The sequence below is a fragment of the Collinsella sp. AF05-9 genome (genome assembly GCF_003465595.1).
GTDB lineage: Bacteria > Actinomycetota > Coriobacteriia > Coriobacteriales > Coriobacteriaceae > Collinsella.
The window spans coordinates 1-20405 of record NZ_QSBB01000033.1 but is presented as its reverse complement, the minus strand read 5'-3'; the positions used below and the strand labels follow the sequence as shown (position 1 = coordinate 20405).

General features: G+C 53.4%; 22 protein-coding genes and 3 pseudogenes. 17 read left to right on the top strand and 8 right to left on the bottom strand.

Annotated elements, in window-relative coordinates:
* Positions 1-11: 11 nt before the first annotated feature.
* The 12 genes and pseudogenes from DWV43_RS08570 to DWV43_RS08510 form a co-directional block, all read left to right on the top strand.
* On the top strand, positions 12-905 hold the full coding sequence (locus DWV43_RS08570) for an ABC transporter ATP-binding protein (protein WP_117817370.1): 894 nt from the start codon (positions 12-14) through the stop codon (positions 903-905).
* The gene (locus tag DWV43_RS08565; RefSeq protein WP_015542934.1) at positions 898-1548 is read left to right on the top strand and encodes an ABC-2 transporter permease; all 651 of its coding nucleotides are present in this window, start codon (positions 898-900) and stop codon (positions 1546-1548) included. Before DWV43_RS08570 ends, DWV43_RS08565 begins: the two co-directional genes overlap by 8 nt.
* 128 nt (positions 1549-1676) lie before the next feature.
* Entirely contained in the window at positions 1677-1856 is a 180-nt protein-coding gene (locus tag DWV43_RS08560) for a cysteine-rich KTR domain-containing protein (protein ID WP_074021989.1), read from the top strand.
* An 80-nt stretch (positions 1857-1936) separates the two neighbouring features.
* On the top strand, positions 1937-2560 hold the full coding sequence (locus tag DWV43_RS08555; RefSeq protein ID WP_025580950.1) for a VanZ family protein: 624 nt from the start codon (positions 1937-1939) through the stop codon (positions 2558-2560).
* A gap of 574 nt (positions 2561-3134) precedes the next feature.
* On the top strand, positions 3135-3392 hold the full coding sequence (locus DWV43_RS08550; protein WP_071441246.1) for a sugar ABC transporter permease: 258 nt from the start codon (positions 3135-3137) through the stop codon (positions 3390-3392).
* A 563-nt stretch (positions 3393-3955) separates the two neighbouring features.
* Positions 3956-4387 carry a sigma-70 family RNA polymerase sigma factor gene (locus DWV43_RS08545; protein ID WP_015554803.1) on the top strand — a complete coding sequence of 144 codons (432 nt, stop codon included), beginning with the start codon at positions 3956-3958 and terminating at the stop codon, positions 4385-4387.
* Positions 4388-4393: 6 nt separating this feature from the next.
* The gene (locus DWV43_RS08540; protein ID WP_004611627.1) at positions 4394-4636 is read left to right on the top strand and encodes a helix-turn-helix domain-containing protein; all 243 of its coding nucleotides are present in this window, start codon (positions 4394-4396) and stop codon (positions 4634-4636) included.
* 433 nt (positions 4637-5069) lie between these two features.
* Positions 5070-5273, top strand: coding sequence for an excisionase (locus DWV43_RS08530; protein WP_009296579.1), 204 nt, complete (start codon positions 5070-5072; stop codon positions 5271-5273).
* 79 nt (positions 5274-5352) lie between these two features.
* A complete protein-coding gene (locus tag DWV43_RS08525; RefSeq protein ID WP_071441245.1) occupies positions 5353-6630 on the top strand; it encodes a tyrosine-type recombinase/integrase in 1278 nt (425 codons plus the stop codon).
* A gap of 172 nt (positions 6631-6802) precedes the next feature.
* Positions 6803-8371 (top strand): annotated as a pseudogene (locus tag DWV43_RS08520) (tetracycline resistance ribosomal protection protein); the annotation flags it as partial.
* Positions 8372-8671: 300 nt separating this feature from the next.
* Positions 8672-8965, top strand: coding sequence for a DUF3847 domain-containing protein (locus tag DWV43_RS10210; RefSeq protein WP_021631985.1), 294 nt, complete (start codon positions 8672-8674; stop codon positions 8963-8965).
* Positions 8966-9391 (top strand): annotated as a pseudogene (locus DWV43_RS08510) (MobA/MobL family protein); the annotation flags it as partial.
* Positions 9392-9571: 180 nt separating this feature from the next.
* On the opposite strand, the gene DWV43_RS08505 reads toward DWV43_RS08510, so the two are convergent.
* Positions 9572-10054 carry a MobA/MobL family protein gene (locus DWV43_RS08505; protein ID WP_199569374.1) on the bottom strand — a complete coding sequence of 161 codons (483 nt, stop codon included), beginning with the start codon at positions 10052-10054 and terminating at the stop codon, positions 9572-9574.
* A gap of 46 nt (positions 10055-10100) precedes the next feature.
* The gene (locus DWV43_RS08500; RefSeq protein WP_117817334.1) at positions 10101-11402 is read right to left on the bottom strand and encodes a glycosyltransferase; all 1302 of its coding nucleotides are present in this window, start codon (positions 11400-11402) and stop codon (positions 10101-10103) included.
* A 118-nt stretch (positions 11403-11520) separates the two neighbouring features.
* On the opposite strand from DWV43_RS08500, the gene DWV43_RS08495 reads away from it, so the two are divergent.
* Positions 11521-12459, top strand: coding sequence for an NAD(P)/FAD-dependent oxidoreductase (locus DWV43_RS08495; protein WP_117817335.1), 939 nt, complete (start codon positions 11521-11523; stop codon positions 12457-12459).
* Between the two features lie 154 nt (positions 12460-12613).
* Positions 12614-13225: a DUF1836 domain-containing protein gene (locus DWV43_RS08490; RefSeq protein WP_199411531.1), complete on the top strand. Its 612-nt coding sequence runs from the start codon at positions 12614-12616 to the stop codon at positions 13223-13225.
* A 72-nt stretch (positions 13226-13297) separates the two neighbouring features.
* On the opposite strand, the gene DWV43_RS08485 is transcribed toward DWV43_RS08490, so the two are convergent.
* The 6 genes from DWV43_RS08485 to DWV43_RS08460 all read right to left on the bottom strand — a co-directional run bounded on the left by DWV43_RS08485 (position 13298) and on the right by DWV43_RS08460 (position 18131).
* Positions 13298-14164 (bottom strand): DegV family protein, encoded by an 867-nt coding sequence (locus DWV43_RS08485; RefSeq protein ID WP_117639854.1) that lies wholly within the window; start codon positions 14162-14164, stop codon positions 13298-13300.
* A gap of 178 nt (positions 14165-14342) precedes the next feature.
* Positions 14343-15440: an NlpC/P60 family protein gene (locus DWV43_RS10520; RefSeq protein WP_117817336.1), complete on the bottom strand. Its 1098-nt coding sequence runs from the start codon at positions 15438-15440 to the stop codon at positions 14343-14345.
* A gap of 32 nt (positions 15441-15472) precedes the next feature.
* Positions 15473-16003 (bottom strand): adenine phosphoribosyltransferase, encoded by a 531-nt coding sequence (locus DWV43_RS08475; protein ID WP_117800106.1) that lies wholly within the window; start codon positions 16001-16003, stop codon positions 15473-15475.
* Positions 16004-16043: 40 nt separating this feature from the next.
* On the bottom strand, positions 16044-16922 hold the full coding sequence (locus DWV43_RS08470; RefSeq protein WP_117800105.1) for a MerR family transcriptional regulator: 879 nt from the start codon (positions 16920-16922) through the stop codon (positions 16044-16046).
* 3 nt (positions 16923-16925) lie between these two features.
* Positions 16926-17360, bottom strand: coding sequence for an FHA domain-containing protein (locus DWV43_RS08465; RefSeq protein WP_199569376.1), 435 nt, complete (start codon positions 17358-17360; stop codon positions 16926-16928).
* Positions 17361-17426: 66 nt separating this feature from the next.
* Positions 17427-18131, bottom strand: a complete 705-nt coding sequence (locus DWV43_RS08460; RefSeq protein WP_117817337.1) for a CDP-alcohol phosphatidyltransferase family protein — start codon at positions 18129-18131, stop codon at positions 17427-17429.
* A gap of 396 nt (positions 18132-18527) precedes the next feature.
* Between DWV43_RS08460 and DWV43_RS08455 the strand changes: the two genes are divergently transcribed.
* The 3 genes and pseudogenes from DWV43_RS08455 to DWV43_RS08445 all read left to right on the top strand — a co-directional run.
* Positions 18528-19256 carry a lantibiotic protection ABC transporter ATP-binding protein gene (locus DWV43_RS08455; protein WP_055250122.1) on the top strand — a complete coding sequence of 243 codons (729 nt, stop codon included), beginning with the start codon at positions 18528-18530 and terminating at the stop codon, positions 19254-19256.
* The gene (locus DWV43_RS08450; RefSeq protein WP_117817338.1) at positions 19253-20023 is read left to right on the top strand and encodes a hypothetical protein; all 771 of its coding nucleotides are present in this window, start codon (positions 19253-19255) and stop codon (positions 20021-20023) included. Before DWV43_RS08455 ends, DWV43_RS08450 begins: the two co-directional genes overlap by 4 nt.
* Positions 20023-20405, top strand: a pseudogene (locus DWV43_RS08445) (lantibiotic ABC transporter permease); the annotation flags it as partial. The gene DWV43_RS08450 and the pseudogene DWV43_RS08445, both read left to right, overlap by 1 nt.

Here is a 20405-nt window from a genome sequence, read left to right as displayed (position 1 = left end):
ACCGCCTCGCGGTGACATCGTTTTTATGTCAACCTTGGTCTAACAGAGCCAATTATTTAGAGGTAACGAATCTTTCAAAATCTTTTGATTCTTTTCAGCTTCACAATATCAGCTTTACTTTGCCAAAGGGATATATTATGGGCTTGATTGGCCCGAATGGTTCTGGCAAAACAACGACAATCAAACTGATTTTGAATATGCTCAAGCGCACCGGTGGCACAGTCAAAGTGATGGGGCTGGATAATATCGCAGAAGAACAAAAAGTAAAATCAGAGCTGGGCGTTGTTTTCGATACAAATTATTTCAGTGATGATTGGAAAGTGTCGCAGGTTGAAAAATCCATTTCGGTATTTTATCCAAATTGGGACAGCCAGAAATTTGCGGATATGTTACGGAAATTTCACATTGCACCAACCAAAAAGGTAAAAGAACTTTCCAAAGGTATGCAGATGAAGTTAATGCTTGCCTGTGCGTTTTCATACGACGCCAAGCTGCTGATCCTCGACGAGCCGACCAGTGGACTTGATCCGGTTTCCAGAGATGAACTTTTGAAAATTCTTTCAGAGTATATTGAAGATGGCGAGCATAGTGTTTTGTTCTCCACCCATATCACAGGCGATTTGGAGCGTGCAGCCGATTATATTACCTACATCAGTTATGGCGAGCTGTACTTTACTGGCAGCAAAGATGATTTTGTAGATATGTTCCGCATTGTAAAAGGTGGAATTGAGGAACTGTCCGATGATCTGAAAAATAAGGCGGCTGGTATTCGTACATTCCCTACGGGATTTGAGGCTCTGATGAAAACCGAAGATATTAGCGGTTTCCCTAACCTGACCGTTGATCCTGCCACCATTGATGAAATTGTAGTGTTTACAAGCAAGAAAGGTGACGATTATGAGTAATATTTTGAAATCCACAAAATTAGATATTGCATTGGTAAAACCATATTTTAAGACGATTTGCTTTACCCTGCTCCTGCCGATTGTGTTTGCCGCAATCAATCGTTCTTTGCTGACAGGGGTATCATTTGCTATGTGCTTTATTGCCATGACGACGGGATATACCTTTTCCATCACAGAAAAAAACAGCATGGATCGTCTGTTTGGTATTTTACCTGTTCGTAAAAGCGAGCTTGTGATCGGACGCTATGTTTTTGTCCTTGCAATGGGGCTTCTTTCCTTGATTATTTCTTTGATTGCACAGCCGCTTGTCTTGAAAGTGCTGGGTGAAACAGTTGGCGTATTTGATATTGTAACTGCCGCTATTGCAGGAGTATTCTTATTTGCACTCTATACCGTGTTCCAGATTCCGGGATATTACAAGTACGGCTCAATCAAAGGACGGGTATTTATGTATATTCCAGTGGCCGGTTTTTTGGTGACTTTACTTCTTCTCTCTAAAATGCCAGCTATCGGGAACTCAATTATTTCAGTCGTTGAATCTTCTCCGATACTTCTCGTTTTCCTTGCGGTTTTTGCTATTGTCGTGATGTATGCGGTTTCAATCTTCTTGTCCATTCGGGTTATGAAGAATAAGGAAATGTGAGGTGATTGTATGGATTTCACAATTTTGGCAGTTGTGCTTTTGATTGGTGTTGGCGTTCCTATCCGTAATAAACTCATACGGAAATATCGGGATAAGAAAAAGAATGATCGCAATTCGGAGTGAACAATATGGAGAAAACAGAGTTCATCCGCTGCCCAGTCTGCGGGAATAAAACACGCGACAAAATTCGGGAAGATACCGTACTTAAAAATTTTCCTCTCTTTTGTCCAAAATGTAAAAGTGAATGTCTAATCGACATTGAACAATTAGACTTACGATTAGCATTATGGGAATACCGTCGTTACTAATGACAGTATTCTGTTTGCTTTATGAGAAAATGCTCAATGCTGGAATGGGCAATAAATTTGAATTTGACAAGGAGATAATAATGATACCAATTTCTGATATTCTCATCCGCTCAATTAGTGGGTATGTGTTTATGGTTCCAGTCTTCGTACTGTATTTCTTGTGGCTCAAAAAATTGGGGAGAACACAAAGTTTTCTCCATACCGCTGCAGTGTTTGTTTTTGGTTATTATTTATTCGGACTTTTGACCGTCACAGGCATCGGCTTTACAAGCACAATGACCTTTCGCCCGAACATTTCTTGGACTCCATTTATCGGTATGATAACTGGGCCAATTGATACCATTCTGAATATTATTCTGTTTGTCCCGTTGGGATTTTTCCTGCCGCTGCTGTACAAGAAATATCATCACATGAAGACGGTTGCATTGACTGGCTTTCTGTTTTCTTTGGCTGTTGAAATTGTCCAGATGTTTGGCTGGGGTTCTTCCGACATCAATGACTTGATGACAAATACCGCTGGAGCCTGTATTGGATTTTTAGTTTATTGTCTGCTGTCAAGAATCTTGCCTGCCAATCTGAAAAAGCAACTTCAATCCAGCCGTGTCAATGCTGTGGCTGAAGTACTTCTCTTTGCTATTTGCACATTTGCCATTATGGTCACGGCTCAGACTTGGTTTGTCCATGATGTGCTGAATGTTCCATAAATTGTATCGGAAACAATCGGTCTCAGATATAAAAAAATAGTGTCTTCTGTTTGACACACCTGCAGACCGATTTTTCCGTATTGAACTTAGTCGCGTCAACGAAGCCACTACCTATGGAATTTCAATCTTTTCCTTCCTGTTATGCTTGGACAGATTGAATAATTCTCTTTGTGTTATATCTATTATTTTTAGGTAATAGTCCACAACGGCTTCTAACATGAAGGTACAAAAAATAAAAGTTGATCCTCAATCAACCCTATTATTGTACTCTTCAATTCATACTTTTCGATCTCAATGGTAGTATGGTTAGATAGACATCTGTTGCCGCTATCCCTTGGTAAGTTACCCGTTCAGCTTACCTACAAATTTAGAATACAATAAATGGCATCATTTGAACAGACTATATTTTTGGGATGAACTGTTCTACTATGAGAGCTTCGGTCTGTTTGCTGTGCTGATTCTGGTACAGTTGGCGGCCACCGGCGCAGCAGCGTTCCGCTTTTACTACAAACAAAGAAAAGGCTGAATAGAAAATAGGTATCATCAATCAAAAATATCATTGGAGGTATAACTTATGGAAAAAGAAACAATGGGAACTGTAATTTCAGTTATAAAACAATGGTGGTTAAAAGTGAATCGTAAACCTGCCCGCGTTCATGCGATGGATGGCGCAGCCTTTCCGCATACTATCAAGGTCAAATATACGATAGACGGCAAAGATTACATCTGCCGAAAATGGATTGGCGCAGGAAACAAAGTCCCTGACAAGGGAACAACGATTAAAGTTATCTATTGTGAAGATAAGCCATCGAAAGCAAGAATTGAACTCTAATTCAAATTGAATGACTAACATGGTATGTTTTGTGGCCTTTGCGGCATGAAACATACCTGCATATTCAAACATCTGCCTCCACAGCGGGGAAAAGAAAAAAACCGCTGACGGGCAGAGGATTTCGTGCGCTTTCCTGTATCACTGACGGATACGGCGGTTTTGAGTAGATCAAGGCCGCCGTTTCTTTTTGCTTCGACGACCCCTGCACCGTGTTCTGGCATGGCGGCTTTAGGAGGGAGCCGCCATGCAACGAAAACTACTTCGACAAATTCCGACAGGGGTTAGCCTGTCAAAAAAAGCCGTCCCCCGGCAGCGGGGACAAGCGGCTGTGCGTATGTACTATACTATGTAGGAAAAGAACATATTGCTTTTTGTTTCGCCCAGCGGGTCTTTGATCTGCCGGGCGAATTTTGTTATTTCCTGCGGTCTGCTATCCGGCGCAAAAAGAAATTTCAAAAAAGTGAAAAAAGGAGGCGTTTAGCGGGCAGCCAGAGAGATTCCATTCGCTCTATTGGCGGAAAGGGAGAGAACCACCACATCCCCCATAGAAAGGGGGTGAGAAGATGGAAGCGATCCCCCGCAAATACGGTGAATGGGGCCAGTTTGACCGCTACTGCAAGCTGGTTCTGTACCATGAGGCGATAGATTATCTGCGGGAAATGAAGTGCCGCCGCGACCGTGAAGTGTCGCTGGACGCTCTTTCCCCGGCTGATTGGGACAAGCTCTCGACCGTAGATCGGTATTCCTGCGACAGCTTTACATTCAGTTCGCATGGCTATGACCTACATATCGACAACGAGCTTGTGGCCGAAGCGTTTGCCAGCCTGCCAAAAGACGAGCAGAGTATTTTGATTCTCCGCTTTGTTCTGGATTTGACTGACGAAGAAATTGGCCGCCTGATGGGAATGTCCCGCAGCGCAGTACAGCGCCACAGGACAAGCACCTTAAAAGACCTGCGTGTAAAATTGATGGCGTTCATGCCGGAGGGAGGTTAAACGCGGATGAAGCAATCCAGTTACAAGGGCAAAAGCCCTCTGCCTGATTTTGTGATCGACGCGGCCTGCGCCGGTAACGCCGAAGCCGTGGAGCGTGTCTTGCAGCATTATGACGGCTATATCAATAAGCTGTGTACCCGGACGCTCTATGACGGCAGCGGTCAGCCTCATATCTGCATTGACGAGTATATGAAGCGCCGATTGCAAATCAAGCTGATCCATTCCATCGTTAGTCCCATTGGCGACTGACGGTTAAGGCCCCGGCCATAGACAGGCGGCTTTCCCTTTCCCCGCCTGCCTGTTTTCCCGGCGGCCCCTTTGCTCCTTGACAAATACGCCCGCAGGACAATGGCGGCGCGTCATAGGGCAGACGGATACATTCTGTCTGCGCCGAGCCGGGCGGCAGGTGCGCCAAGAGGTTTTCCCTCATTGGGATAAGCGGAGCGATTTTACCGGGCCGTAAAGCAGGTGTGGCAGCCTGCGGGCGACGACGCGCAGACAGGACAATGATACTCCCTTGCCGTCGTAGTCCGAGCGTTTGAAGCGTCGCAGGCAACGAGCAGGGCCGCGTGAGAACCACGCAGGGGTGAGATTCCCGTGGAGCTGTGCCAGCAGCCGTCCGTTACTTTCTGCCCACTTTCACAACAATAACCTTTGTTTTGAAAAGAAAGGGGGCCATGTTATGAGTAATAACGATGTGCCTATTTGGGAAAAATACACGCTCACCATTGAGGAAGCGTCTAAATATTTTCGGATCGGGGAAAACAAACTGCGTCGGCTTGCCGAGGAAAACCCCACCGCTGGCTGGGTGATCCTGAACGGCAACCGCATCCAGATCAAACGGAAGCAGTTTGAAAAAATTATTGATTCCCTTGACACAATATAGTGAAAAAGGGCCTTGCTCGTGTTATAATAGGTTATAAGCGTGTCAAGGCTCTTTCCGTCATGGAAAGGAGCATGACGAAATGCCAAGAAAAGAACGAGATGAAAAAAGACGGGACAACAAAGGCCGCCTTTTGAAGTCTGGAGAGAGCCAGCGATCAGATGGAAGATACGCTTACAAATACATTGACACCTTTGGAGAAACCCAGTTTGTTTACTCATGGAAGTTAGTACCTACCGACAAAGTACCTGCCGGGAAACGGCCCTGTCTTTCCCTGCGCGAGAAGATCAAGCAGATACAGAAAGACCTTGACGACGGGATAGACACCATCGGCAAGAAAATGACCGTGTGCCAGCTTTATGAAAAGTACACCCGGCAGCGCGGGAATGTGCGGAAAGGAACCCAAAAGAGCCGCCAGCAGTTAATGAAACTTCTGTCCGAAGATAAGCTGGGCGCGGCCAGCATTGACAGCGTGAAGCTGTCCGACGCAAAAGAATGGGCCTTGCGTATGCAGGAAAAGGGCGTTGCCTACAACACCATCTGCAACAGCAAGCGTTCCTTAAAAGCCATCTTTTATATGGCCGTACAGGACGATTGCCTCCGCAAGAATCCTTTTGACTTCCAGATCAATGAGGTTATCAACGACGATACCGTACCAAAGGTGCCGCTTACCCCTACACAGGAAAACGAGCTTTTGGACTTCATGCAGAACGATCCTGTCTATGCCAAGTATTATGACGAGGTGGTGATCCTGCTGGAAACCGGGCTTCGTATTTCCGAACTCTGCGGCCTGACGCCAGCCGACCTGAATTTTGAGAAGCGCTTTGTGAATGTAGACCACCAGCTTTTGAGAAGCACCGAGGACGGCTACTATATCGAAGCGCCAAAAACAGAAAGCGGATTCCGTCAAGTGCCGATGAGCGCAGCCGCCTATGAAGCGTTTGAGCGCGTGTTGAAGAAGCGCAGGGACGGCAGGTGCATTAAGGTTGATGGTTATAAGGACTTCCTGTTCCTGAACCGGGATGGCCTGCCCAAAACCGCCGTCAACTATGACGCCATGTTCAAGTGCCTTGCCAAGAAGTACAACAAGTGCCACAAGGAGCCGCTGCCCGATGTGATGACGCCGCACACCATGCGGCATACATTCTGTACCAGAATGGCAAACGCGGGCATGAACCCCAAAGCATTGCAGTACATCATGGGACACGCCAACATTGTAATGACGCTGAACTATTACGCCCACGCTACTTTCCATTCCGCACAGGAGGAAATGGAACGGCTGCAAGCCAAGGCAAAAACCACCACAGAGGCCAAGCCGGAAACTGCGGCGGAAAACGCCGAGGAAACCAAGGCGGCATAAGTAGTACGCAGAATTTACTACTACTTTTACTACTTTTGAGAGTGAAAACATGAGGGGTAATAAAAAGATTTGTGAAGTTCTTCCGATATGAAAAGTGCCGGAAAAGCCCGAAGTAACGGGCTATACCGGCATATAAGAACATCTAAAGAGATAATTAGAAATCTATTAAATTATTATCTTTATTAACAAAATCGACCAGGACGGGATTGACCTGCCAGGTGTGTATCAGTCTATCCGAGATAAGCTCTCCGCAAATATGATTATTAAGCAGAACGTGCAGCTTTCCCCGGATATATCCATCATGGAAAACATGGGGCTGGAGAATTGGGATACCGTGATTGCGGACTGTGATGAATTGTTGGAGAAATATATTGCCGGAGAACCAATGGACAAAGAAGAACTTCTGCGGGAGGAAAACAGGAGAATCCAAAGCGTCTCTCTGTTTCCGGTCTATCATGGCAGTGCCAAGGTAAACTTGGGAATCCGACAACTCATTGAAGCGGTCACAGATACATTCCAATCACCCACCGGGCAGAACAGCTCTGAATTGTGCGGAACTGTGTTCAAAGTTGAGTACGCAAACCAGAGCCAACGCCTTGCCTATCTGCGGTTGTATAGCGGTACGCTTCATTTGCGGGATTCCGTAGCCTTGGCAGGGAAAGAAAAACTGAAAATTACGGAAATGCGTATCCCCTCAAAGGGTGAGATTGTCCGAACAGAGATTGCCCATGCGGGCGAGATCGTCATTGTACCCTGCGACAGTTTGCGGCTGAATGATGTGCTGGGAAACAAACTGCTGCTGCCCCGTGAAACGTGGAGCGACAATCCTCTCCCTTTGCTGCGGATAACAATTGCACCAGAGAAACCAGAACAGAGGGAACGCTTGTTAAACGCCTTGACAGAAATTGCGGATACCGACCCGCTTCTGCGCTATGAAGTAGACGCTGTGACCCATGAGATCATTCTCTCCTTTTTGGGCCGGGTACAATTGGAAATTATCTCTGATCTTCTGGTGGAAAAATATCAGCTCAACACAACTGCAAAAGAACCTACCGTCATCTATATGGAGAGGCCATTGAAAGCGGTAAGTCACACCATTCATATCGAAGTGCCGCCCAATCCATTCTGGGCGTCCATCGGGCTGTCCGTCACCCCTCTCCCCCTTGGCACCGGAGTGCAGTATGAGAGCAAAGTTTCCGTTGGATACTTGAATCAGAGTTTTCAAAACGCTGTATTGGATGGTATCCGCTACGGTCTGGAACAAGGCGTGTATGGATGGAAGGTAACGGACTGTAAAATCTGTTTTGAGTATGGGCTTTATTATAGTCCGGTCAGCACTCCCGCAGACTTTCGGTCATTGGCACCTATTGTATTGGAGCAGGTGTTGAAAAAGGCGGGGACGCAGCTATTGGAACCATATCTTTCTTTTACACTCTATGCGCCGCAGGAATATCTCTCCAGAGCTTATCATGACGCACCAAAATATTGCGCGAGTATTGAAACGACCCAGGTTAAAAACAGCGAGGTGATTTTTACTGGCGAAATCCCTGCCCGCTGTGTGCAAGAGTACCGCAATGACCTCACCTTTTATACAAACGGGAGAAGCGTTTGTTTAACAGAATTGAAGGGGTATCAAATCGCCAGCGGCGAACCAGTTTTTCAGCCACGCCGCCCAAACACCCGGATTGATAAGGTGCGCCATATGTTCAACAAAATTCTCCCATCAATGATGGACTTATAAAATCCCTTTGGAACAAAGGGCGCACTTCTATACATGGTCTGCGACCATGTATCGTGCGCTCTGCGAGGCTACGGCCCGGACTTCCGAAAGTCCGGGCCGTTTGCGTCGCTCCGCTCCGTACAAGGGGCTGCGCCCCTTGCGCCGCTTTGCGGCTATCCCTGCGCCCTCGCTGGAAAGGTACATCCGCTCTGCGTCTGCACCTTTCCAGCGAGGCTAAAACCGAATACCGTTACCCTTGACCGTTTACCCGACACAGCAGGTAGACGGTCTTTTGTTTTGCCAAGAAGGAGGTCAAACACGATGGACAAGTCACGCGAAGAATTAGAGAAAGAGTATGCTGAGGCCACCGCTAAGTTGGAGCAGTACCAGCACAGAGGCCAGCGGTATGAGAACCGCATCCGCTACTACACCCAAGGCGAAAGGAAGAAGCGAAACCACCGACTTATCACCCGTGGCGGAGCGGTGGAGAGTATCGCCCCGGAGGTGCGCGGCATGAGCGAAAGGGCCTTTTTTCTTTTGATGGAAAAGGTCTTTTCCCTGCCGGAAGTTGCCGCCCTGGTGAGCCAAGCCACTGACCAGCAGGAAAGCGGATAATTGGCCCTGTTCCATCTCCACGTTACCCAGGTCAAACGGAGCGCGGGACAGTCTGTTGTCACGTCCGCCGCCTACCGAGCCGGGGAGAAATTGTATAGCGAATACTATGGCGAGGTCAGCGACTACACCCACAAGGGCGGCGTGGTCTGCACAGACATTCTCCTGCCGCCCCAGGCCCCCAACCAGTACCAAGACCGCGCCACCCTCTGGAACGCCGTGGAGAAGGCCGAGCGCGGCAAGAAAGCCCAGCTTGCATATAGCTTTGACATTGCCTTGCAGAACGAGTTTTCATTGGAGGAAAACATCGCTCTTGCAAGGCAATTTGTTTCGGAGCAGCTTGTGGGCCGGGGCATGATTGCCGACTTTGCCATCCACCAGCCGGACAAGGAGGACGGCGGTATTCCTAACCCGCACTTTCATGTTCTCTATTCCATGCTCAAACATTCTCGCTTCGCTTCGCTCGCTGCGAAACTGCGCGTGGAACGATATGTGTGAGAGACGGGCGGGCGGATACTCGCTTGAATAAAAAATCAATCTTTCTGCTAAGCCGATGCGACAAAGGAATAGCCCCTTTATCGCATCGGCTTACTCTAATTAATATTTTTATTATATGGCCTTAATCCAATCCGTCAGGCCGGCGATTTTCTTCCGAATATCCCGCAGAATGTTGTTGGCCTTTTTTATCCAGCGGTTCAGATCGCCCTTGTCGGTGGGGATGCCCTTGGCCTCCATCTGGCGGACGGCCACGCCCTCATGGACGGTGGGCAGCAGGTCAAGGCCCTGACGCTCATAGGAGCGGTGGTCGATGCGGCAGGTCAGCCCCTTTTCCTCAAACTTGGCGTTCACCATAGCGGCCCACGCCTCCCGCCAATGTTCCAGTGTTTCCGGGCTTCCCCAGTCGGTAGTGGGAACAGCGTCAAAGAGGGGCTTGCCGTCCTCTCCCATAATGCGGTTCCCGTCCTCGTCCAGACGGTAGCGGCGGCGCTGCTTGCACCCCCATTTGCCGTCTGGCTCAATGGGCCGGATGGAATGATATGTGTGAGAGGCGGGCGGGAGGGATACGAGCGCCCCGCGAGAATGTTTGAGCATGGGATGATATATAGGGGCCTCCCACAGGAAAGCGGGCATTAAGACGCTAGCGGATATGCGCGGGTTTTCCGCCCCAGTAGAAGCGGCAGAAGGCTCTTTTGCGCTTTTGGGGTTTTCCTACGAGTTCCATGGTAGCGATGGCGATGTCTTCGGCTGCGTGGGGGCGGCGTAGTACTTCGCCGTTGATGAGTAGGGCTTTGAGTGATTCGGGATGGTCGTGCAGGTGACGAAGCGTTACGATGAGCTCTCGTGCTGTGGTGACGTGCATGCTGGCGCCCATGCCGGTGAGCATCGTGGTGTTGGCCTTTTCCTGGCCATAGGACTTGCCCAGCAGGATCATCGGCAGATGTGCGCATAGGCACTCGGTGACCGTGAGTCCGCCCGATTTGAGGATTGCCAAGTCGCAGCCATGCATGAGGGCCGCCATGTCGTCGACATAGTCCAACACCGTGACGTTCTCGAGCTTCATGGCATCGAAGAGCGTCTTCAGCCGGGCCGCATACTCCACGTCTTTGCCAGGTAAAAAGACAAAGTGCATGTCTGCGAAGCTGCGCAGGAAGGGGAGTGTGTGGTCCATCGCCGCGCGAAAGCGGACGTAAGGCTGAGGCAAGCTGGCACCGGCCATTACCAGAACGACGGTCTTGTCGGTGGGGAGGTTGAACTTGGCTAGCTCTTCCTCGCGATCGTAATCCGTGTCGAATCCGGCGCGAATAGGAATGCCGGTAATGCGAATCTTTGCCTCGGGCACCTTGCGCGGACGCAGCGTTTCGGCCATAAATTCGTTGGCAACACAGAATAGATCGGTGTCCTTGTGGGGCCACCAGCCCTCGACTTCGTAGTCGGTCGGCACGCAGGTGACCGGATAATCGATACCCGTAATGACGCGGGCGCCCACGGCAACATTGGCTGCTGTGATGTGCGTTGCGACCACGGCTATGGGCCTGCGGCTACGAATATATTCGTTGAAGGCGGGGAACATAATTCGCGACCATGCCGTGCCGCCACCCCAGAGAAGATGTCCCGTAAGCGTATATCGCCAGGTCAGGTCATAAATGGGGCGCGTGGCTCCCGTGAAAGAAGCCGCGGTCTTATTGCCGTCGAATTTAATACGTCCAAAATCAAGAATATCGAGCACTTCAATCTCAACATCCTCGGGGATGCCATTGGTGCCGCGGATGAGGTCGAATGCCTGCGCAATCGCATTTGCGGCGGCCTTGTGGCCCGAGCCGACCGAGGCGTGCACGATGGTCACGAGAGGTTTTTGTTGAGCCAGGAGCGTGGTTTGCTCCAATTGGGGAGTGCTGAGCTTGTGCAGGGGAGCGTCATCGCTCGTCTGCGTCTGATCCATCGATAACTCCCCTTCGACGTTGTAACACGGGTTTATCATTGTAGTGCATGAGTGTCACGTTCACGTAAATTTGGGTATGAGCGCAAGGAATGACAACGTTTCGACGAGAGGATTCTTCATGGCTACCGATCATACGATCGACGTTGCGATTATCGGCGGCGGTCCCGCGGGCTATGCTGCCGCCATTTATGCGGCGCGCGCCAACCTGACGACGACTGTCCTTGAGCAGGGCATGTCGGGCGGACAGATCACCACGACCAACGAGATTGAGAATTATCCTGGCATTCCGCTGCTGAGCGGTGCTGAACTTGGTGAGCGGTTCCAACAGCATGCTGAAGGCCTGGGGGCTCAGGTTGAATGGAGTATGGTGACAGGCGTCGATTACGATGCCGATGCGGCTCAATTTACCATCCATCACGATATGGGCGACACAGCGGCCAAGAGCGTCATTGCGTGCATGGGCGCCACGCCGCGTCCTGCAGGTTTTGTTGGCGAGGACACGTATCGCGGTCGAGGCGTTTCGTATTGCGCGACGTGTGACGGCATGTTCTTCCGTGGCAAGCAGGTCTTTGTTATCGGAGGCGGCAATTCGGCATGCGAAGAGGCGTTGTTCCTTTCCGACATTGCCAGCAGCGTGACCATCGTGCTGCGTCGCGATCAGTTCCGTGCACCCGAAGGCGTTGTGAATAAGGTGCTTACTAAGGACAATATTTCAGTTAGGTACCAAACTAGTATTGTTGAGCTTTCCGGTGAGGCGATGCCCACGACAATTACCTTCAAGGACAATGCAAGCGGCAAGACGCATACTGAGACCTTTGAACCTGGCTCGTTTGGCATTTTTGTCTTTGCCGGCACGCAACCTCATACCGAACTTGTCGAGCATCTGGTCGATCTGGGGCCCGATGGCGGCATCCTTACCGATGAGTCCATGGCCACCCGTACACCCGGCTTATTCGCAGCCGGCGATATCCGTTCCAAGCGTTTACGGCAGGTTGTGACCGCTGTTTCGGACGGGGCTATAGCGGCAACCAGCGCATACACTTTCTTACGCGCATAAGTACGATAATATATCTTATGTAAGGTTGCTATCTTTACACAAAGTGGTTAGACGGTGCATCAATGTGCTGTCCAACCACTTTTACTTGGCGACTATGTGTTATGCAAAACTATATAACCTAGAATACAATATAGAAAACGAACGGAGGCCTCTTATGAACCACGTTAAACATGTTATCCCGATGTCCGATACGTCGGTCAGCATTAAGCCTGAGGATATTCAGCCGACGGTTCTGCCGGATGCATTTATTCAGTCCGATATGGTGGGTAAACTCAACGCGTTGAGCCTGCCACGCTATGACCAGCTGCCCAACGTAACGCTCTATCGCGATCAGGTTATTGAATATGTTGCACTGTGGATGGAGCCGCTTTCGATTTGCGTAGAGCAGCCCGTTATTACGCCATCGATGATCAATAACTACGTGAAGGTCGGCCTCGTTCCTGCTCCAGTTAAAAAGCAGTATGGCCGTGAGCAGATTGCGCGTCTCATCGCCATTTGTATCTTTAAGCAGGTGCTGCCCATCGCTGCGGTTCAGGCGCTCTTTAATATTCAGCGCTTGAGCTACGACGCTCCGACGGCTTTCGATTATGTTGTCGATCAGCTCGAGGCATCGATTCGTGCGGCGTTTTCTGTTGAGCAGACTCCCGTGCCCGATACCGCACATCAGGTTACGCGCGAATCGCTGCTCGTGCGCAGTGCGGTATCGTCCTTCGTTTCGAAGGCGTATCTGATGAGCTATCTCAAGTTCAATGGGTTTAATAGCTAACCGAGGTATAAGACGGGCGGGATAAAGAGCCAATGGCTCCTTATCCCGCCCGTACGTTTGTCTAGTTGGATTTTATCGGCCCGACGCCACGCCCATACCGTAGCCGATAATGAGGCCGTGCATCTCGGCATAGTATGAATCTAGCCCGTTACAGGGCATGATAATCGTCTTGGAGCCGGGCCAATGCTCCACAATGCGGCTGGCAAGCGCCTGGGCGCCCGCCTCATTCTCGACATGGTCGATAACGACCTCGCCGCCGGTAAAGCCTTCGGCCTCCATGGTGTCGACAATCTTGGTGAGCATCTTCTTTTCGCCGCGGGTGTGCCCAACGAGTTCAATTTTGCCCGCTTCGCTCGCCGTGCCCAAAATGCGGATATTGAGCTTGTTAGCAATAACGCCGGCCGCCTTAGGGATACGTCCGGCCTTCGCAAGGTTTTCGTAATTGCACAAACTAAAGAGGATCTTGCTCTGCTGCTCCAAGCTATCGAAGTAGGCGCAGGCGTCCTCAAAGGAGGTATCCGGGTTGCTTGCAAGATAGCGGTCGAACAGCAGGAAGATCAGGTCCATTTTGCCGCCGGCTCCGCGTGAATTGACCAGATGAATCTGTCGGTCCGGCTCTTCGGCAAGCACCATGTCACGTGCGGTGGCCGCGGCATTGTAGCTTCCCGAGACGCCCTCCGAGATGGGCATACAAATCGTCTTGTCGGCAAGCCTAAAGAGTTCGGCCCACTCACCTACGCTTGGACAGGCGCTCGAAGAAGCGCTCGACTCCGCCTGCACGGCGCAATTGAGCTCGTGAACGTCGAGCGTGAGGTCATCGACAAACTCACGCTCCCCCACTCGGATCTTAAGGGGTGCAAATGCAAAGGTGGTATGAGGTGCGGTTGGCTGCCAATCGCGAAGATTGCAGCTCGAATCGGAGATAAGCGCCCAGCTCATTGAGGGTCCTTTCTATTTGTTCCTCAACAATTATAGCCATCTTTTTGATTGATTGGATGGCTATCTAGTTTTGAATACTAGATAGCCATCCTGATTTTATGGCAAACGGTAGGGGCAAAAAGAATGGGCCTCGTGACTCAAGATCGCGAGGCCCATGTTCGTTCGCTGTAGTAATAAATTAGTAGCGTACGAAGATGTAGTTGTTGTTCATACCGGCTGCGACGGAGCTGATGATAACGCCCGTGCTGTAGTCGGAAGCATGGATCATCTGGCCGTTACCGATGTAGATGCCGGTGTGATAAGAGTTAACTACGACGTCGCCGGGCTGTGGATCAGACACACGAGTCCAGCCCATAAAGTCACCAGTGGTACCCAGACGGCAGTAACGACCCGTGAGGCAGTAGCTCACAAAGCCGGAGCAGTCGAAGCTGTTCGGTCCAATACCGCCCCAGGAATAAGCGCAACCAAGCTTGCTGTAGGCACGCGAAACAACGGAGCCGCCGTCAACGGACTGGCTCGGCGCCGAAGGGGCCGGAGCCGGAGCGGGAGCGGGCTGCGGCGTAGGAGCAGGAGCGGGCGTGGGTGCAGGCGTGTCGCCGCCTCCATTGTTGGTGTTCTCGGTCGTACCGGCGGTGTCGTTGCTCACCGTGGCCTTCTCGGCGGTGCTGGCGTTGATGCCGGCCTGCAGCGCGGCATTGGCCTCGGCCTCGGCGGCAAGCTCGGCCTGCAGCTGCGAATCCAGGGAATTTACGACGTTCTGGGCTTCAGCCTGCTGGGCGTTAAGCTCGTCGACCTTCTTTTGCGTGGTGGCGACGTTCTTCTCCTGCTCGGCCTGCTTATCGGTGAGCTGCTGCTTAAGCTCCTTTACCTCTTGGATGGTCTTGGCCTGCTTGTCGGACACCTTGCCGTAGTAGAACAGACGGTTGAGCATATCGCTCAGATCATCGACACCCGTCAAAACCTGAAGCAGGCTCAGACCGCCGGTTTTGTACTCGCCGGCGACATAGGTCGAGAGCTTGGCCTGACCGTCAGCGATCTCCTGCTGCTTTTGCGTGATCTCGCCAGCAGTCTGATCGAGCGCCTGCGTCTGCGTGGCGAGCTCATCGTAAATCTGCTGGGTTTGGGTACCGATCTGCTCGAGCTTCGTTCGAGCAGCGGCAAGGTCGGATGCGGTATCGGCGTAGGCAGGAGCCGCGAGGCCCAAGCCCAAAACACAAGCGAGGGTTGCCGTAGCAGCGCAGCGTGCCATGTTTTTGTGCGTGTTTGCTGTGCGCATGTAGCTTCCTTTCCAGTAACTAAGGGTAACGGCTAGTCTACCGTCACCAGGCTAAAGAGCTCCACATCGTCATCAGACGGCGTGAGCTTCTCGCGCGGGTTGAGAAACGCAAGCTCAAGTATACAACCGTAACCGATAAGCTTTGCGCCCATATCTCGCACCAGTTTACCTGTTGCCTCGACGGTTCCGCCCGTCGCGACCAAGTCGTCCAGAATCAACACGGTATCTTTAGAGCTGATAGCGTCGGCATGGATCTCAATGGAATCCGTTCCGTATTCGAGCTCATAGCTTTGGCTCACGGTCTCGCGCGGCAGCTTGCCCGGTTTACGTGCGGGAACAAAGCCGGCGCCAAGGGCTACAGCCACCGGTACGCCAACCATAAAGCCTCGAGCCTCTGGGCCCACGACCTTGGTGATTCCCATGCCGGCAAAGTGCTCGGCGAGGGCATCGGTCATGGCTTTGAGCGCCTCGGGATTGCCAAAGAGCGGCGTGATGTCTTTAAAGATGACTCCGGGCTCGGGATAGTCGGGGATGTCGACGATTTGAGATTCGAAGTCGTACATTGCATGACCTTTCAATGGGTTGCCGGATAAGCGGCAGCTGTTATTTGCCCGCGGTGGCGGTGCCGGTTTGCGAAGGGGCGACGACCTTGAGCGGCTTTACGAGAGAATCCTCGTGCGAAGCCGGCGCGACAGTTTCTTCGTTTTTTGCTTTGGTGAACTCGGAGCGAGTGATTTCCTCATCGAGTGCATCGATGTCGGCGTCCTCGACCACGGCGTTGAGCGACTCAAAAACGCGGTTCTTGAGCAGCGCAGTGTGCACACCCTCCGTCAGGTCGTGAAGCTTCTTAAACGCACGCTCGAGCTTGGCGTCGCGCTCGTCATCGGAGGTGTCCATGCCGAGCATGCTTACGAGCACTTGCTCAAACATCGAGGATTCGCGGTTGGCGGAAGACACGTACTGACGCAGGTTGCGCGGCTCGATATGGAAGCGTGACAGCTCGGAGCAGTAGCGGATGATCGGAAAATCGCGACCATCGACGAGCTCACGGTTCTGCGGACTCTTGATGATGCGAATGAGGTCGTTCTCGGCGAGCGAGCGGATAAACGAGATCTCGACGCCCAGCATATCGGGAATGGTCTCGATGGGATGCAGCTTTTGTTTGGTCTCCTTGGGCTCCGTCTTAAGCGGAACATCGGACAGCAAGCCCACCTCGTAGGCGAGCGTTGACAGGTCCGTGGCGTTTTCCAAGCGCTGCTTAATCACGTTGAGCGGCATGTAGCGGGTCTTCTGCAAGTGCAGAATGACCTCCAGGCGATCAACGTCCTCCTTGGAGTACTGACGGTATCCCTTAGGCGTACGATGAGGGGTAATGAGCCCCTCATCTTCTAGAAATCTAATTTTTGAGTTCGAAAGATCGGGGTATGCGCCTCGAAGAAGGTTGACGACTTGGCCGATACTCAGATAGTTGCGTTCGGCCATGCCCTACTCACCGGTTTCGATGCGCTCCGGCGTGCTCTCGTGGTAGATGAGCGTAAACGTACCGATCTGGACGGAAGAACCATCGTGCAGCGGGGCCGCATTGACAATGGCGCCGTCGACCCAGGTGCCATTGAGCGAGCCCAGGTCCTCAATGCGAGCGCCGAGGCCCTCGCGAATAATGCGCGCGTGGCTACGCGAAACGGTCATGTCATTGAGGAAGATGCCGTTCGCAGGATCGCGGCCGATGGTGGTCACGTCGTCCTCGAGCTCAAAGGCGGCACCAGTCTGCGGACCCTTGACGATGGACAGAACGGGGGCGGTGATGCGCACGTTGGCCATGAGGTCGGGAACGGTGACGTCGCTTGAAGGCACGCGGAATACGCAGGTAGCGTCAGCAGTCTTATCATTGTGAGGCATATTGTTAACCATGTTGTCCATGACAACCCCTAACTTATCGCGGACGTGCCGCAAATAATGAACCGTACGTAATCATACCCCAACGAATCAGTCTTCGATTTCAGGGTTCAGAAAGTCGATGTCCTCGTCCTCGGGATGCGTGAGAGCTTGTTTAATGGCCGCTCCGCCCTTAATGGAGTAGATGACAGCCGTGAGCATGGAGAAGATCACGCCGCCGTACACAAAGAAGATGCCGAGGGGCACCGAGCTTCCGTTGAGGCCCGGGAAGGCCGTAAGGGTTGAAGGTAAAAGATGCAGGCCGTCAATAACGGGGAACCCGAGCAGCATGAGCGAGAAGCCAGTCATGAGCAGTGCAGTGGCAATCTTTCCGGGAAAGACGACATCGATGGGGCGACGGTGATAATGACGCACGATAAGCGTGCCGATGCCCAGATAGATGTCGCGGCCAATAATGAGCACGCAGACCCAGATGGGCAGCTCTCCGCGGACCACCAGCCCAAGTACGCCGGTGAACAGCAGCGCACGGTCGCAGATGGGATCCATGACCTTGCCGAGCCACGAGACCGTCTTGGTCATGCGGGCGATCTGACCGTCCATCCAGTCGGTAGAGGCGGCAACGGCGTAGATAACGATGGCGATGACGCGGTTGTTATCCGTCACAAACAGGTACAGAAATACCAGGGTGAGGATCAGGCGCGTAAAGGTGATGAAATTGGAGATCGTAAAGATCTTATTCGACGGGTAATCGGAAGTGCCGATAAGCTCCTTTTTGATCTTCTTTTTGATGCCCACAGGACTCCCCCGCTGGTTAACGACAAAACTTTCGCTACTATACCCGTTCCGGCGATGTCTATCCAGCGTAAGCATAGAGAGTCCAGACATATGGAGGATGCTACTGGGTTGTGCGGGATTCTGCATTTGTGTACATCAGCCTCCAAATATGACATTTTTCGGCATCTTTGATGGCTGACGTACACGTTTTGATTCGGTGATTACATCGATCGGGAAAGTTGTTGCTTTAAGCAAATTAATCATGATGTGCGGGTCGAGAAGGGTTGGCGCCAAAAGAACCCAACGGCCGTTACGGCTTCGTTAGAAACGCGCCCCACCATGGATGGTGAACCCGAAAGGTGAGGCGCGCGGGCACGGCGACTCGGCCCGCGCGCCCGGAAGAGAAAGGACGAACCCATGGGTTACATGCTCGAGACGCGCGGGCTCACCAAGCGCTTCGGCCGCGGCGACCAGGCGCAGGACGCCGTGGCCGACGTGAGCCTTCATATCCGCGAGGGCGAGGTGTACGGGCTGCTTGGCCCCAACGGTGCCGGCAAGTCGACAACGCTCAAGATGATCTGCGGGATGCTGCGGCCGACGGCCGGGGAGATCCTCTTTGCCGGGCACGCCTGGCGCCGCGAGGACCTCTACGCAATCGGCAGCCTCATCGAGGAGGCGCCGCTCTACCCCAACCTCACCGCGCGCGAGAACCTGCGCGTGCGCACCACGCTGCTGGGCCTTCCCGAGAGCCGCATAGATGAGGTGCTCGCCGCCGTGGACCTCGCGGACACCGGGAAGAAGCGCGCCGGGCGCTTCTCGATGGGTATGCGGCAGCGCCTGGGGCTCGCGCTGGCGCTGATCGCCCGGCCACGCCTGCTCGTGCTCGACGAGCCCACCAACGGCCTCGACCCCATCGGCATCGAGGAGCTGCGCGACCAGATCCGCGGCTTCGCGGCGGCGGGTACGACGGTGATCGTCTCGAGCCACATCCTTTCCGAGGTGCAGCAGATGGCGGACACCATCGGCATCATCTGCGGGGGGCGCCTCGCCTACGAGGATGCGCTTCGTCCCGGGCAGGACCTCGAGGAACTCTTCATGAGCTTCTGCCGGGAAGGGCGACGAGCGCGCGGGGAGGTGGCGGCATGACGGGCGAGAAAGGCGGCCTGCTTGCGGCCCTGCGCGCCGAGGCCCTGAAGTCGCGCCACGCGGCACCGGTTCGCCTGGCCGTGCTCATGGCGCTGCCGATGCCGCTGCTCGGCGCGATGCCCTACCGGGGCGTGCAGATCTTCAGCGCGTGGAACTACTGGTACGCGCTCTTCCTGCCCGTGTCTCTCTCGCTCGTGGTGGCGTGCGTCGCGCGGGCGGACGCGCGCACGCGGATGCGGGGGCTTCTGGGCCTGGGCTTCCCGCTCGGGCGCGCCTGGTGGGCCAAGGCGCTCTGGTGCCTCGCGCTCTGCACGCTCTCGAACCTCGTGGTCTTCGGCATCTACCTCGCGGGATCGGCGTTCTCCTCGCAGGGTCTCACGGCCGCGGGCACGCTCACGATGCTCCTCTGCGCGCTCGCCAACACGGTGACCGCGGCGTGGATGATCCCCGCAGGGCTCTTCCTCACGGCGAGGCTCGGCATGCTCGCGGGCATCTTCTGCCCGCTCGCCGCGCAGCTCGTGGGTGGGTTCGCCTGGTCGCTGATGCCGCTGCCGCAGCTCTTTCCGCCGTCGGCGAGCATGGTCATCCCCACGAGCTTCATCCCCGTGCTGCCGAGCGGCGAGCCGCTCGCGGCGGACATGGCGCTCGGCGGGGCGCTCACGGCGGACGGCGTGCTCACGCTGGCGGGTCTTGCGGTCTGTGCGCTCGCGTTCGCCGCGCTCACGGCGGCGGGCGCGGCCTGGTTCGCGCGCTCCGAGGAGAGGTGATGGCCATGACACGACTCTCCGACCCGACGCCGCGCATGACTCTCCCGCGGGCCCTGCTCTCCGAGGCCCTGCGCCTGGCGCGCTCCCCGCTCTCGGCGGTGCACCTCGCCTGCGGCCTGGCAGCCGGTCTTGCCTGCGGCGAGTACTTCTCCGTAACCCGATGGGACCCGGCGCTGGGCGCGGACGCCTACGCCCAGTTCCTCGGCGCCCTCATGCCGCTCATGTCCGCCATCGTCTGCGGGCTCGCCGTGGACGAGGAGCGCGCTGCCGGGCGCCTCGCCAACCTCACGGCGGTCCCCTCGCGCGGGCGCGCCGTCGCGGCGAAGTTGCTCGCCCTTGCGGCGCTCGGCGCGGGCGCGCTGGCCGTGGCGCTCGGCGTGTT